The 13,729-nt window shown below is 47.9% G+C and carries 14 protein-coding genes; all 14 read left to right on the top strand.

Going from position 1 to position 13,729, the window contains the following annotated elements; translation table 11 throughout:
• Nucleotides 1-67: 67 nt before the first annotated feature.
• The 14 genes from mazG (at nucleotide 68) to ftsH (ending at nucleotide 13,522) form a co-directional block, all read left to right on the top strand.
• Nucleotides 68-1,567 carry a nucleoside triphosphate pyrophosphohydrolase gene (gene mazG, locus NSS66_RS25310; protein ID WP_068938701.1) on the top strand — a complete coding sequence of 500 codons (1,500 nt, stop codon included), beginning with the start codon at nucleotides 68-70 and terminating at the stop codon, nucleotides 1,565-1,567.
• A 333-nt stretch (nucleotides 1,568-1,900) separates the two neighbouring features.
• Nucleotides 1,901-2,173, top strand: a complete 273-nt coding sequence (locus NSS66_RS25305; protein WP_007428028.1) for an HU family DNA-binding protein — start codon at nucleotides 1,901-1,903, stop codon at nucleotides 2,171-2,173.
• Complete coding sequence (locus tag NSS66_RS25300) at nucleotides 2,173-2,451, top strand: RNA-binding S4 domain-containing protein (protein ID WP_016818913.1); 279 nt, start codon at nucleotides 2,173-2,175, stop codon at nucleotides 2,449-2,451. Before NSS66_RS25305 ends, NSS66_RS25300 begins: the two co-directional genes overlap by 1 nt.
• Before the next feature lie 179 nt (nucleotides 2,452-2,630).
• Nucleotides 2,631-2,915, top strand: coding sequence for a sporulation protein YabP (gene yabP, locus NSS66_RS25295; protein ID WP_013368685.1), 285 nt, complete (start codon nucleotides 2,631-2,633; stop codon nucleotides 2,913-2,915).
• A complete protein-coding gene (gene yabQ / locus NSS66_RS25290; RefSeq protein ID WP_013308136.1) occupies nucleotides 2,912-3,490 on the top strand; it encodes a spore cortex biosynthesis protein YabQ in 579 nt (192 codons plus the stop codon). Before yabP ends, yabQ begins: the two co-directional genes overlap by 4 nt.
• A gap of 4 nt (nucleotides 3,491-3,494) precedes the next feature.
• On the top strand, nucleotides 3,495-3,824 hold the full coding sequence (locus NSS66_RS25285) for an FtsB family cell division protein (protein ID WP_013308137.1): 330 nt from the start codon (nucleotides 3,495-3,497) through the stop codon (nucleotides 3,822-3,824).
• Between the two features lie 123 nt (nucleotides 3,825-3,947).
• The gene (locus NSS66_RS25280; protein WP_014279051.1) at nucleotides 3,948-4,472 is read left to right on the top strand and encodes a S1 domain-containing RNA-binding protein; all 525 of its coding nucleotides are present in this window, start codon (nucleotides 3,948-3,950) and stop codon (nucleotides 4,470-4,472) included.
• A gap of 6 nt (nucleotides 4,473-4,478) precedes the next feature.
• Nucleotides 4,479-4,685, top strand: a complete 207-nt coding sequence (locus NSS66_RS25275; protein WP_023986442.1) for a hypothetical protein — start codon at nucleotides 4,479-4,481, stop codon at nucleotides 4,683-4,685.
• A gap of 292 nt (nucleotides 4,686-4,977) precedes the next feature.
• A complete protein-coding gene (spoIIE, locus tag NSS66_RS25270) occupies nucleotides 4,978-7,485 on the top strand; it encodes a stage II sporulation protein E (protein WP_209940734.1) in 2,508 nt (835 codons plus the stop codon).
• A 126-nt stretch (nucleotides 7,486-7,611) separates the two neighbouring features.
• A complete protein-coding gene (locus NSS66_RS25265; RefSeq protein ID WP_023986444.1) occupies nucleotides 7,612-8,361 on the top strand; it encodes a VWA domain-containing protein in 750 nt (249 codons plus the stop codon).
• Nucleotides 8,345-9,283 (top strand): protein kinase domain-containing protein, encoded by a 939-nt coding sequence (locus NSS66_RS25260; protein ID WP_023986445.1) that lies wholly within the window; start codon nucleotides 8,345-8,347, stop codon nucleotides 9,281-9,283. Before NSS66_RS25265 ends, NSS66_RS25260 begins: the two co-directional genes overlap by 17 nt.
• Before the next feature lie 66 nt (nucleotides 9,284-9,349).
• A complete protein-coding gene (gene tilS / locus NSS66_RS25255) occupies nucleotides 9,350-10,798 on the top strand; it encodes a tRNA lysidine(34) synthetase TilS (RefSeq protein ID WP_068938700.1) in 1,449 nt (482 codons plus the stop codon).
• Nucleotides 10,799-10,845: 47 nt separating this feature from the next.
• The gene (gene hpt / locus NSS66_RS25250) at nucleotides 10,846-11,385 is read left to right on the top strand and encodes a hypoxanthine phosphoribosyltransferase (protein ID WP_023986447.1); all 540 of its coding nucleotides are present in this window, start codon (nucleotides 10,846-10,848) and stop codon (nucleotides 11,383-11,385) included.
• A gap of 97 nt (nucleotides 11,386-11,482) precedes the next feature.
• Nucleotides 11,483-13,522, top strand: coding sequence for an ATP-dependent zinc metalloprotease FtsH (gene ftsH / locus NSS66_RS25245; RefSeq protein ID WP_028542511.1), 2,040 nt, complete (start codon nucleotides 11,483-11,485; stop codon nucleotides 13,520-13,522).
• Nucleotides 13,523-13,729 lie beyond the last annotated feature (207 nt).

Below are 13,729 nucleotides of genomic sequence, written 5' to 3'. Positions count from 1 at the left end.
GGAAGCGGGGGTAGGCCGTATATTTTTTCGAGCATGAACCTTGTTTCTGCGAAACGGAGGATTGGATATGAGCGTAACATTAACGGTCGTAGGTTTGGGCTCGGGAGATCCGGATCAGCTTACGATAGGGATATTGAACAAAATGCGGGGCGCTTCAGCGCTCTATCTGCGGACCAAGGAGCATCCTGCGGTTCAAGTGCTGAATGAGTTTGAAGTGGCTTTTGAGTCGTTTGACAAGGTATATGAGACAAAGGAGTCCTTTCCAGAGGTATACGAGGAAATTACCAGCCAATTAATTACGACAGCTGCTAAGGCGGCAGACGGAAGCGAAATCGTCTATGCGGTTCCCGGTCACCCGATGGTGGCAGAAGCAGCGGTGCAGTTGCTTAAGGAGCGTTGTCCTGCGCAAGGGATTGAACTGAACATTCTGGGTGGCGAAAGTTTCCTGGATGAGGCTTTTGTGCGTCTTGGTTTTGATCCGATCGAGGGTTTCCAACTGTTGGACGCAGGTACACTGGATGCCGGCTGGCTCCAGCCTCAGCTGCATACGCTGATCGGACAGGTGTATGACACCTTCACGGCTTCTGATGTGAAGCTGTGCCTGATGGAGCGGTATCCTGACGATTATGAGGTGTACGTCGGTCACGCTCTTGGGGTGGAAGGCGAGGAAGCGGTGCACAAGGTGCCGCTGTACGAGCTAGATCGAGTAGAGGGCTACGGGAACCTATCCTTGGTATACATACCTCGCAGTGAAGATGAGGCGCTGAAACGGCGTTCTTTTGACCGTTTACACGAGATTGTCGATATTTTACGCAGTCCGGAAGGCTGTCCATGGGATCGTGAACAGACACATCAGTCGATCCGCAAAAATCTGATCGAAGAAACGTATGAAGTCATTGAAACGATAGATGAGGACGACCCTGAGCATATGAAGGAAGAGCTGGGCGATCTGTTGTTGCAAATTTTACTGCATGCCCAAATGGAAGAGGAAGTCGGAACCTTCAATGTGTATGATGTTATCCAGGGGCTGAATGATAAGCTTATTTTCCGTCATCCACATGTATTTGGTGACAATCAAGCGAATGATGCGGAAGAGGCACTGCAAAACTGGGAGCAGATGAAGGCTGAGGAAAAACGGCTTAAAGGCACGACGGCAGCAGACCCTTCCGTACTGGATGGGGTTCCACGTGATCTGCCTGCTCTTATGAAATCGTACAAGCTCCAGAAGAAAGCAGCTAAAGTAGGCTTTAACTGGGATAGCATTGAGGGCGTATTCGATAAATTGGACGAAGAAGTGGCTGAGCTGAAGGAAGCGGTTCGTGAAGGGCATGCCGTGGAAGCCCAGTTGCTGGAGTTAGGCGATGTATTATTTGTTGCAGTGAATGCAGCTCGGTTCATGGGAGTAGATCCGGAAGAGGCATTGTCCGCCACCAATCGCAAATTTGTCGACCGTTTCCAGTATATTGAGCAGAAATTACGCGAGCAGGGACGCCGTCCCGAAGACAGCAGCGTAGATGAAATGGAGACTTACTGGCAGGAAGCGAAAAAGCTCCTTGGCAAAGCGTGATTCCACATATTCGCTTTTGGCTGCACAGAACAGTAAAATGAGACATATGCAGGGTTGAAAGAAGGCCCAGTTTGTGAAGACTTGCCAATGGACAGAGTTTTGTAGTAGGATGTTGGCTTAACTGGGGTCGAATAAAAAAACGCCTGTCATTGCAGGATTTTTACGGACAAGCCAGAATAACTTGTAGTAATTCTGAAAATAACTGTAGCTTATAGTTAAGCGTGTTACAGTGACATTCAGGAGGGCTTCGGCCACAGTTGGACCTCACGTCTGCTCCATAAATGGACATGCAGCGTGATGATTATTTTTTGACATTTGGGAGGCTTTTATCTTATGAACAAGACAGATCTGATCAACAATATTTCCAGCAAAAGCGGTTTGAGCAAACGTGACGTTGAAGCTGTATTGAATGGCGTTCTTGGTGAAATTACAGATGCACTCGCTAGCGGTGACAAAGTGCAACTGATCGGCTTTGGTACTTTCGAAACACGCAAGCGTTCCAGCCGTACAGGCCGCAATCCACAAACCGGTAACACGATTGAAATTCCAGAATCGACCGTTCCTGCTTTTAAAGCCGGTAATAAGCTTAAAGAAGCCGTTAACTAATGCGTCTTGATAAATTCTTGAAAGTCTCGCGGCTGATTAAGCGGCGTACGGTAGCCAAGGACGTCTCCGAACAAGGGAGAGTGCTGGTGAACGGACGCGAAGCCAAGCCGAGCAGTGCGGTCAAAGTAGGCGATGAAATTACCGTCCAGTTTGGCCAGAAGCTGGTGACCGTGCGAGTGGAACGGCTCGCCGACACTACACGCAAGGACGAGGCTGCAAGTATGTACACTTTGGTAAAGGAAGAGCCTATTGCCAGGGACAATGGTTTGAACTGGTAAGCAGACATCTGATTTTCTCACAACTGTACATGAAAGCATTCCTTCATTATTTTATGAAGGAGTGCTTTTTTTTCTTTAGATGACGAGGTTTCGTCCATCATATGCTGATTAACAGCAAAAGCGGTTCTAAATCATACGGCCCCCTTCATAAGCTAAGAACAGAAGGAGGGGTACATGCCATGATTGAACAAGGGAAGTCCAAGCACCATGATCTGCGCATGCAAAGCCGCAAGCAACTCGATATTTCAGGCGTCAGCAATGTGGAGAGCTTTGACAGTGAAGAATTTTTGCTTCAGACCGAGCTGGGTCATCTCACCATTCGCGGACAACATTTACATATCAAAAACCTCAGTCTAGAAGAGGGGCTGTTGTCCATTGAAGGTTTGATTACTTCCCTCGTCTACCTGGAGCCCGGGGCCCCGGCCAAAAACGGAAAAAGCCTATTCGGCAAGCTCTTCAAATGAACCCTTACACACAATGGTTGACATTGACATGGATGCTGTTGTCGGGCATAGCCATGGGAGTGGTGTTTGACAGCTACCGGGTGCTGTCCATCCGCTTTCATTTTGCCCGCTGGAGCGTTCATATGTTGGACGTGCTGTACTGGGTGGCCTCGGCTTTGTTTATTTTCCGTGTGCTATACGCGAGTAATCGCGGTGAGCTGCGGTTTTATGTCTTTTTAGGACTACTTTTGGGGGTTTGGCTCTATTTTTGGGCCTTTAGTGTTACAACCCAACGTTTTGTGGTAATGTTATTAGAGATAGTTCGCAGACTGACGTTGATCGTGAACAGCATACTGCGCATCCTGATTGTTCTTCCGGTGTTAGCGCTGTATCGGCTGTTACGCAAGCTGGTCGGATGGACATGGGCACTTATTGTGTTCCTGGGAAGGATGCTGATATACATCCTGATGCCGGTTTGGAAGCCGATCCTATGGCTGATCGGTCCGCTTAAAGCGCGCTGGAAGACTCCAGAGTTGCTCGTAAAGCTGGGTATCAGACTGAAAAACACAGCGAAAAGATGGTTTGGAAGGAGGTAGTATCATGCGTAATTCGTCTGTAGATCGCCATTCATCTTCTACGTCCAAGTCCAACGCGGGCGGGCGCAGGCGAATCATGATTTGGTTGCTATCGCTTGCCGCCTTTGGTAGTTGGGCAATTTTTACCTTTTTTTCTCAAGGCATGATTATGGCCGATCGAAGTGAACAGCTCACCCAGAAGGAAAAGCAGAAGCAAGCTGCTACACAAACGGAACAACAGCTTCAAACCGAAGTGAATCGTCTCAAGGACCCTGAGTACATTGGCGAGATTGCCAGAAGCAAGTACGGTCTTTACAAACCGGAAGAGACGCCAATCATCGGAGATCAGAAATAGGAACATTATCGGGCCAATGCTTAGTTGACCTTGGTTCCGCCATTTTGTATAATCAAATCACCACAGCGGGATTTTTTTGCAAAAAAATCGGTTGTATATTTTAAGGGAGGATCATTTTATTCTATGGCAATTGAAGTGGGCACCAAGTTAGAGGGCAAAGTGACAGGCATCACGCATTTTGGAGCATTTGTGGATTTGTCTGGAGGTGTCACGGGTCTCGTTCACATCTCGGAAATCGCCGATAACTATGTTAAGGATGTTAACGACCACCTGAAGATTAATGATGTTGTGACGGTGAAAGTCATTAATGTTGACAAAGATGGCAAAATCGGACTTTCCATTAAGCAAACGATTGACAAGCCGGCAAGTGAAGCCCGTCCCCCAAGAGCTCCAAGACCGGAGCGTACAGGAGGACCAGGCGGAGGCGACCGTTTCGGCGGTGGAGGTTCAGGTCCAAGTCAAGGACGCGGTGGTGGTGGCGGTGGTTTCAACCGCGATCGTGGAGGCCGTTCTTTCAAGCCTGCACCGGGTAAACCTTCATTTGAGGATAAAATGTCACGCTTCCTGAAAGATAGTGAGGAACGCATTTCGTCGCTGAAAAAGAACACCGAAGGTAAACGCGGAGGACGCGGCGCGAAGCGTGTTTAATTCACTTTGACAACCGTATCAATCATACACGGAAAACCGTACAGTCGAGAGACTGCTACGGTTTTTTTGCGTTCTACCGACAACAGATGCGATAAGCAGCGTCTGTCGGCGCTGAATCCAGTGGTTAGTCGTACGGGCATTTATGAGATTCGCAATTTTGGCGAAGAAGATAAGAGCTACGATGCTGGAAAGTGGATGTTTTTTTTGTCGTGAGGACATAATCGTCCGACAAACTCCAACGGTTTTCCGTCTATCTTCTGTGCGAATCGCTAGTTTGGACATCAGGATGAACGACATCGAGAGGTTATGTAAGGAGTAGCGGGACGTTTCTTTCATCGGCTTCCATACGGGCGTAGCTTGATGTTCAGAGTGATGCTCTGTCCTTTCGCGCTGAACGTTTTTTTGTCGGAAATTTCTTGGAATAAGACGTGAGGTTCTGACAAACTTTCTCAATCGTTCTGGTTTAAGATGGGAACATCAAATTGATGAATGGGGTGCCTGACGCATGATGGAGAAATGGAACGTGGTACATTTTCCGGGGTTAAAATCTAGAAAGTCCAAATCCAAAGAGCGTACGGAAGGTTGGTCTTCCAGACTCAAGAAACGGCTGGATTCACATAAAGTGGTGCAATGGGTAACGGCGCAAAGATGGATGCTGCTATTGTCAGCTATGGGAGTTCTACTGGGACGCGCCACTATTTTGGACGAGCTTTCTCCCTTTGCCCTCGCTTATTTTGCGGTCATAACGTTTCTTCGGCGTGATCTGATGCTGCCTGTAGCTGTATCAGTTGTGTTAGGCAGCCTGTTAGCTCCTTACCCATCGTTATTTATGATTGGTGGTGAGCTACTGGTATTTTATCTCCTGTATCGCGGGCTACGAGCCTTCGACCGTCTGGAATTATCCTATGCCCCGCTTATGGTTTTCTTGTCGGTGTTTATGGTCAATTTATTTAACACCGTGATGGCTCCAACTTTCACATGGTATGAGCTTATCATTGTGGGAACGGATGCGGTTCTCAGCTTTATGCTTACGCTGGTGTTCACGCAGGCCATACCGTTGTTTACGTACCGCAAGAAGACAAGCCAGCTCAAAAATGAGGAAATTTTATGTCTTATTATTTTATTAGCCTCTGTGATGACGGGAGCAGTAGGCTGGACTGTTCATTCATTGTCTGTCGATCATGTGCTGTCGCGATATTTGGTCTTGGTGTTTGCTTTGGTGGGAGGTGCTTCGCTGGGTGCATCAGTCGGTGTAATTACTGGTTTAATTTTAAGCTTGGCCAATATGTCTGCAATTGTGCAGATGAGTTTACTCGCTTTTGCAGGTTTGCTAGCAGGAATGCTGCGTGAAGGGAAAAAAGGTGCTGTTGCGCTTGGGATGCTGCTAGGCTCCTCAATTCTGACAATCTATTTGGACGGGACCGGAGACGTGCTGACGTCAACCTGGGAGAGCTGTGCGGCAATTCTATTATTCTTAATGACCCCAAAAAGTTTCTTTAAAGCGGTTTCTACCTATGTTCCCGGTACGCAGGACCACGCCAAATCTCAGCATGAGTATGCCAAAAGGGTCCGCGACCTCACCGCAGAGCGGGTAACGAAGTTTTCTCGTGTATTCAGTCAGCTATCCCGCAGCTTTCATCAGATATCTGCGAGTGAGAGCACGAAGTCGGATGGTGAAATCGAACACTTTATGAATGCGGTGGCGGAAGGGACATGTGCCTCCTGCTTCAAGTGTGAGCAGTGCTGGGACGGCAAGTTTATGCAAACTCATCAGTATATGACGGAAATGATGAGCGCCATTGAGGATAACCCGGATTTGGAACCAGAGCAGATACCGCCGCAATGGAGCAAGGCATGTGCTAAAACGGGCGCTGTCCTGCAAGTGATGAAGCAGCAGTATAGCCTCTACCAACATAATATGCAGTGGAAGCGCCAAGTATACGATAGTCGTCAGCTTGTTGCTGACCAGCTATCGGGGGTATCACAAATCATGGAGGATTTAGCGCGAGAAATTCAGCGGGAAGGGCAGACCATGCATCGGCAGGAGGAGCAAATACGGGAGGCTCTTGATAGACTGGGCTTGTCCATTCAATCCATTGAGATCATTAACCTGGATGCAGGTCAGGTAGAAATTGAGATTGTCCATGCCTATACAAGGGGATTTGATGAATGTCGGAAAATCATTGCTCCACTTCTGTCGGACATACTGGACGAGCATATAGCTGTGATGCGCGAAACGGAGGCAGATCGCCGCCAAGGCTTGGCTACAGTCATGTTCGGCTCTGCTAAAACGTATGAGATTGCTACAGGAGTAGCTAGTGCCGCCAAAGGAGGCGATTTTTTCTCAGGAGACAGCTACAGCATGATGGAGCTAGGGAACGGGACTTTTGCAGTCTCTTTAAGCGATGGTATGGGGAACGGAGAGCGCGCGCAGCAAGAGAGCAGTGCAGCACTTAACATTTTGGAGGAATTACTGCAGTCGGGTATGGACGAAAAATTGGCGATCAAGTCGGTTAACTCTGTCCTGATGCTGCGATCACCTGAGGAAATGTATGCTACGGTCGATATGGCGCTGATTGATCAGTACACGGCCCAGACAACCTTTATGAAGATTGGGTCTACGCCGAGTTTTATTAAAAGAGGGGAGGAGGTCATTCCCGTATCTGCCAGCAACTTGCCGATTGGCATTATACAGGATATTGAAATTGATCTGGTATCACTGCAGCTCCAGCCGGGTGATATTCTCATTATGATTACAGACGGTATATACGACTCACCGGGTTATGCGGTTAATAAGGAAATATGGATGAAACGCATGATTCAGGAAATTGAAAGCGAAGATCCACAGCAGTTGGCCGACTGCTTACTAGAAAGGGTTATTCGATACCAACAAAATCAAATCTATGATGATATGACAGTAGTCGTTAGTAAAATAGATCACTTCCGCCCAGAATGGGCAACTCTCCATGTACCTGGCATGAGGTGGTTGGAACGTCCACGGACGGTGAGCTAATCCGACATTGCCCGGGAAATTCCTTATTCGTTTTTAAAAATCCGCATCCTTCGTTTGAATCGTTCCGGATTAGGCAAAGATAGAATCTATCGGGATAGATTAAGAGGAAGCGGAGGTCAAAAAACAATGAAGCAAATTTTGATCATTACAGACGGATGCTCAAATGTAGGTGTTAGTCCAGTCATGGCGGCTGCCCAAGCTTTACGAGAAGGTATTACAGTGAACGTCGCCGGAGTCATAGATTATGGAACTATTGGCGAGCTTGGCAGCGCGGAGATTCAAGAAATTGCTAAAGCAGGGGGAGGGTTTAGCCAGATCGTAGGGACGAAGCAGTTGGCGCAGACCATGCAGATGATGACGCGCAAAACGGTGGTTCAAACCATTCAGCAGGCGGTTAATAGAGAGTTAACGCACATTCTGGGTGAGGGTGGCGCTAAACATATTGGTGAACTTCCTCCGGCCAAACGGGCCCAGGTGGTTGAGGTGATGGATGAGCTGACAGAAACAAGCACCCTGGAGATTGCTTTGCTCATTGATGCAAGTGCGAGCATGAAGCCCAAGCTGCCTGCTGTAGAGGACAGCATTCGCGATTTGCTGCTCAGTTTACAGTCCAGAAGCGGACACAGCCGTATATCTGTATTTCATTTTCCGGGCGGAAAAATGGGAGAAGACGCAGTCATGGATATCGGTTGGACCTCTGAGCTTAACCAGATCAAATCGATATTTGGACGCTTGCGGATGAAAGGGGCAACACCGACAGGTCCTGCCATTTTACAAGTGATTGATTATTACCGATATGTTACACTAGGAGAACAGAAAGATCTGGAAGAATCCTATGGCAAAGGAGAAGGGATGCTCGGTGACTACGTCGTCTGATCCCGTTCTTGCACCCGGAACGGTCATCAAGGGCAAGTGGAAGCGGAGCAGCTATGTCATCCAGCGCTTGCTGGGCCGGGGAGCGAACGGAACTGTATATTTGGTAAAAGAAGCACAGGCCGATCGGCAATTTGCTCTGAAAATGGGGAAGAACACGCTTGATCTGCAATCAGAGATTAATGTGCTAACCACATTGCAGTCTCAGGGGACTCAGGCCGCCCTTCAGCGAAATGGAAATCCTTCCTTTTTGTTTGAGGTGGATGATGTAGTGTTACGCAGCGGAGAAATCCCCTTTTATGTTATGCGATATGTTAAGGGTGATCCGCTTCATCGTTTTGTGGCAGCCAAAGGGCCGGAATGGTATGGTGTGGCTGGAACCGGTATACTGAATCGTCTGGCGGATCTCCATCAGGCAGGATGGGTGTTTGGCGACCTGAAGCCGCAGAATATTTTGGTCAATGCCTATGGAGAGGCTGAATTAATTGACTACGGTGGGGTGTCTCTTGCTGGTCGGAGTGTTAAACAATTTACAGAATGGTATGACAGGGGATTCTGGAATGCTGGCAGCCGAAATGCCGATTCCCAGTATGACCTGTTTGCCTTCGCTCTTCTAACGATTCATATATTGGAGAGTGAATCGTTAAAGGCGGCTGCGAGCAGGCTGCCACAGTTGCGTAATACGGCAGAATTGACGGTCATCATTCGCCGCAGCCGTGTATTACGCCCCTATGCCGAATGGCTACTGGGTGCAGTGCGTGGAGAATATTCCGATACTCGTGCAGCGGCCCGATCTTGGTCACGTTTGGCTTCCGCACATGTCAGGCAATCGTCGGTCAAAAGAGGGAACCCACGCTGGCTGGGATATGCTTTCACGGTATCGCTTTTGCTGCTTGCCGGAGCGCTCTGGATTGCGTTAAGGTAGCAGCATGACTTACATAAGATAACAGATGATCATCATTTTTACGGTCGGGAGAAAAGAGGGTCGTGAATGGGAACAACAAAACCGACCGGTGTTGTACAGGAAGTGCTCGCCTTGGCGCGAGATCATTCACTGTGGAGCCCCGGAGACCGCATTGTGGTTGCTGTATCCGGTGGGCCGGATTCGGTGGCCCTTTTGCACATTTTACATGAAATATCCGTTATACATATGCCTTTACAACTCGTCTGCGCTCACGTTCATCATGGCTTCAGACCAGAGGAATCGGATGCGGAGGCTGAAGAGGTACGCAATATTGCCCGAAAGCTTGAACTTCCATTTGAAATGACTCGGGTGGATGTACCCGCTTATATGAAGGAGAGCGGGAAGGGACCACAGGAAGCAGCTCGCGAGCTGCGCTACAGCTTTTTACATGATATGGCTACAAAGTGGGAAGCACAGCATATTGCAATGGCCCACCACGGCGACGATCAAGCCGAAACGGTTCTCTTGCACTTGCTGCGTGGTAGCGGCCCAGCAGGTTTGGCGGGTATGCGTTTGGCGCGCAGGGAAAAAAATGTGCAACTCATTCGCCCGCTGCTACGTATGTACAAGGCTGACCTGATTGAGTTTTGTAACTTTTATGGTCTTTCCTATGTGATAGACAGCACTAATTTATCATCCAAATACCGTCGTAACGCCATTCGCATGGATGTGCTTCCTTTTTTGGGGCAATATAATGAGCGACTGACACCGTCCCTAAACCGGCTGGCCGAAACGATGGCTGACGAAAATGACTTTATGGAGGCATCCACACTGTCGGCATACGAGAAAATGGTGCGCTTGGATAATGGCAGGTACATGTTTCCCATCGCTTCATACCGTAAGCTATCCGTTGCTTTACAACGGAGGTTGATTAAACTAATATTAAATTATCTGCCTTCGGACAGTGAAAATTTTGATTTTCGTAAAATTGAGACCGTTCGACTAAGACTTCTCCAAGAGGCATCGTCTACATGGAGTTTGGATTTGGGAGGCGGTGCGGTTGGAGTCCGCGAATATGACCAGGCGGTTTTGTTTGACCGTACGCAAGTCGTTATGGGCGAATGGTGCTATGGACTAAGTGTATTGCCTATTTCCGGTGAGCTAGAGTTGCCTGAGGCAGGTGGTATACTTCGGTGGCGAAGGGCTTCCTATTCGGATGCGGACCATCCGGTGAATAAGGAGGAAGCGTGGTTCGACGCAGATCAATTGAGTCTGCCTTTGACTGTACGCTCGCGATTACCTGGAGATACCATGTATGTAATGGGATTAAACGGAAGAAAAAAGGTTAAAGATATTTTTATTGATGAAAAAATACCTCCTTCAATGCGTTCCGTTATTCCCATCGTCTGCGACCACTCTGGGGCTATTCTCTGGATTCCGGGCGTACGACGTTCTGTACATGCCGCGGTGCAAAAGCACACGTCTTCGGTTATATATATGTCATGGCAAAGACGAGAGAGTCCGGGGCACCGGTAATTGCGCAGGAACGGCTTTCATAGTATAAACTTAGGAGGTTTACACCGTTGCAGAATGATATTCAGGAAATATTGATCAGCGAAGAAGAAATTCAGAGTAAAATTAAGGAATTGGGTGCACAGCTCAGCGTAAAATATGAAGGGAAAAATCCATTGGTGATTTGCGTGCTGAAAGGTGCGTTTATCTTTATGGCTGATTTGGTTAAATCCATTACAGTGCCGTTGGAGCTTGATTTCATGGCTGTATCAAGTTATGGAGCATCCACAAAATCCTCAGGTATCATCAAAATCATTAAAGATTTGGACGCATCTGTGGAAGGACGCGACGTTCTGATTGTCGAAGATATTATCGACAGCGGCCTGACGCTGACGCATTTGATTGAATTGCTTAAAAACCGTAATGCCAATTCGGTATGTGTCGTAACCTTGTTCGACAAGCCTGCACGCCGGACAGTTAATCTTGAAGCAGATTATACTGGATTTACGCTTCCAGATGCGTTTGTTGTCGGCTACGGTCTGGACTATGCCGAGCACTACCGGAACCTCCCATACATAGGGATTTTAAAGCCGGAAATCTACACCAGCTAATCTCAGCCTCCAGTCCTAGGACTAAATAAGGCCCTTTGTTGAGAAGGACTTACAGGCTATGGTAAAATAACTTAAGTGTCTCGAGAGGAGGTAGGGGATGAATCGGTTCATCCGGAATTCTGGTTTTTATTTGATTCTTTTTTTAGTTGTGGTGGGTATCGTTCAGTTTGTTAGCAACAGTAACGAAGCCTCCGATCTCCCTAGATATGACCAATTACGGCAAGAGGTTAAAGCTAATAACATCTCTAAAGTAACGGTCCAATTTGACGGTTACGCCTATCTTGTAACCGGTGCATATAAGAAGCAGCCGGCTAATGCTAAATCGACCAATTTTTCCGTATATGTTCCACCAACGGATCAAGCACTAAGTGAACTGGTGAATGCCAGCGAAACGAACGGGTTTGAATACGTGCAGAAGAAAATGGAAGGCGAAAGCATTTGGCTGACGTTTTTGACTTCTATTATTCCTTTGGTGATCATGTTCCTGTTGTTCTTCTTCCTGTTTAATCAGGCACAGGGCGGTGGCGGCAAAGTTATGAACTTCGGCAAGAGCAAAGCCCGTCTGTATAACGAAGAGAAGAAGAAGGTTACGTTCGAGGACGTGGCAGGGGCTGACGAAGAGAAGCAGGAGCTTGTCGAAGTCGTAGAATTCTTGAAGGACCCACGCAAGTTTGCAGCTGTGGGCGCTCGTATTCCAAAAGGTGTTCTGTTAGTGGGCCCTCCAGGTACGGGTAAAACACTCTTGGCGAGAGCTGTTGCAGGCGAGGCCGGAGTACCGTTTTTCAGCATCTCGGGTTCTGATTTTGTAGAAATGTTTGTCGGGGTCGGTGCTTCCCGTGTTCGTGATTTGTTCGAGAACGCGAAGAAGAACGCACCTTGTATCATTTTCATTGATGAGATTGATGCCGTTGGACGTCAACGTGGCGCCGGATTGGGTGGCGGACATGATGAACGTGAGCAGACGCTCAACCAATTGCTCGTAGAGATGGATGGATTCGGCGCAAACGAAGGTATCATCATCGTAGCCGCTACAAACCGTCCGGATATTTTGGACCCGGCGTTGCTTCGTCCAGGACGTTTTGACCGTCAAATTACGGTTGACCGTCCAGATGTTAAAGGCCGTGAAGCAGTTTTGTATGTACATGCTCGCAACAAGCCATTAACGAAGGATGTTAAATTGGACGTAATTGCGAAACGTACAACAGGCTTTACAGGCGCTGATCTGGAAAATCTGTTGAACGAAGCTGCCTTGTTGGCGGCTCGTCGTAACCGCAGAGATATTTCGATGCGAGAAGTAGATGAAGCCATCGACCGTGTTATCGTAGGTACAGAAAAACGCAGCCGCGTAATCAGTGACCGCGAGAAACGAATTGTTGCTTATCATGAAGCAGGCCATACGATTATTGGTTTCTTCTTGGAAAATGCCGACATGGTTCACAAGGTAACGATTATTCCACGTGGACGTGCAGGCGGATATGTCATCATGCTTCCGAAGGAAGACCGCATGCTGACTACCAAGCAGGAATTGCTGGACAAAATCACTGGATTGTTGGGTGGACGCGTATCCGAGGAACTGTTCATTGGTGAGATCGGAACGGGAGCCTATAGCGACTTCCAGCAAGCGACAAGCATTGCACGCAGCATGATCGTAGAATATGGTATGAGTGAGAAGCTTGGTCCAATGCAGTTCGGTACTTCACAAGGCCAAGTATTCCTTGGACGCGATATCGGTCATGAGCAGAACTACAGTGATCAGATCGCTTATCAGATTGACCAGGAGATGAATCGCTTCATCACTGAATCTTATGAGCGTGCTAGAGAACTCCTGACCAAGTATTCCAAAGAGGTTCATTTGATTGCTCAAACCTTGCTGGTAGAAGAAACCTTGGAACTTGAACAAATCAAACGTTTGATTGAGACAGGTTCTTTGGATGGTGGCACGACTGAGGGAGAAGGAACACCGGAAAATGGTGAGCCTGTGATCGACAACATTGGAGACGTCCGTGTACGTATTCAAGGTAAGGATGACGAGCCTAAGAATACAACGGATCAACCGAATGATATCCCTAATCTGCAAAAGCCAGAGGATGATAACAATTCGGGCAACTCCGGTGGTACTCCACCGACAACAACCTAATCATCCGATGGATAGTTGAATAAGCGTATATGTAAGCTCCGGGGAACCAGGTATTATGGGTTTTCCGGAGCTTTTTAAATGGAAGATTATTGCTAACGTGATTTGACAGACACCGGAACGTTGTGTACATTTATTGTTAAATAAACGGCTGTCGTCTTCTTAGCTTATAAAAGCCAACAGCCGCTGCAATCGACTTTCTATCATTTT

The sequence above is a fragment of the Paenibacillus sp. FSL R10-2748 genome (assembly GCF_038005565.1).
Taxonomy (GTDB): domain Bacteria; phylum Bacillota; class Bacilli; order Paenibacillales; family Paenibacillaceae; genus Paenibacillus; species Paenibacillus polymyxa_B.
This window is presented reverse-complemented; position numbering and strand designations above follow the sequence as displayed.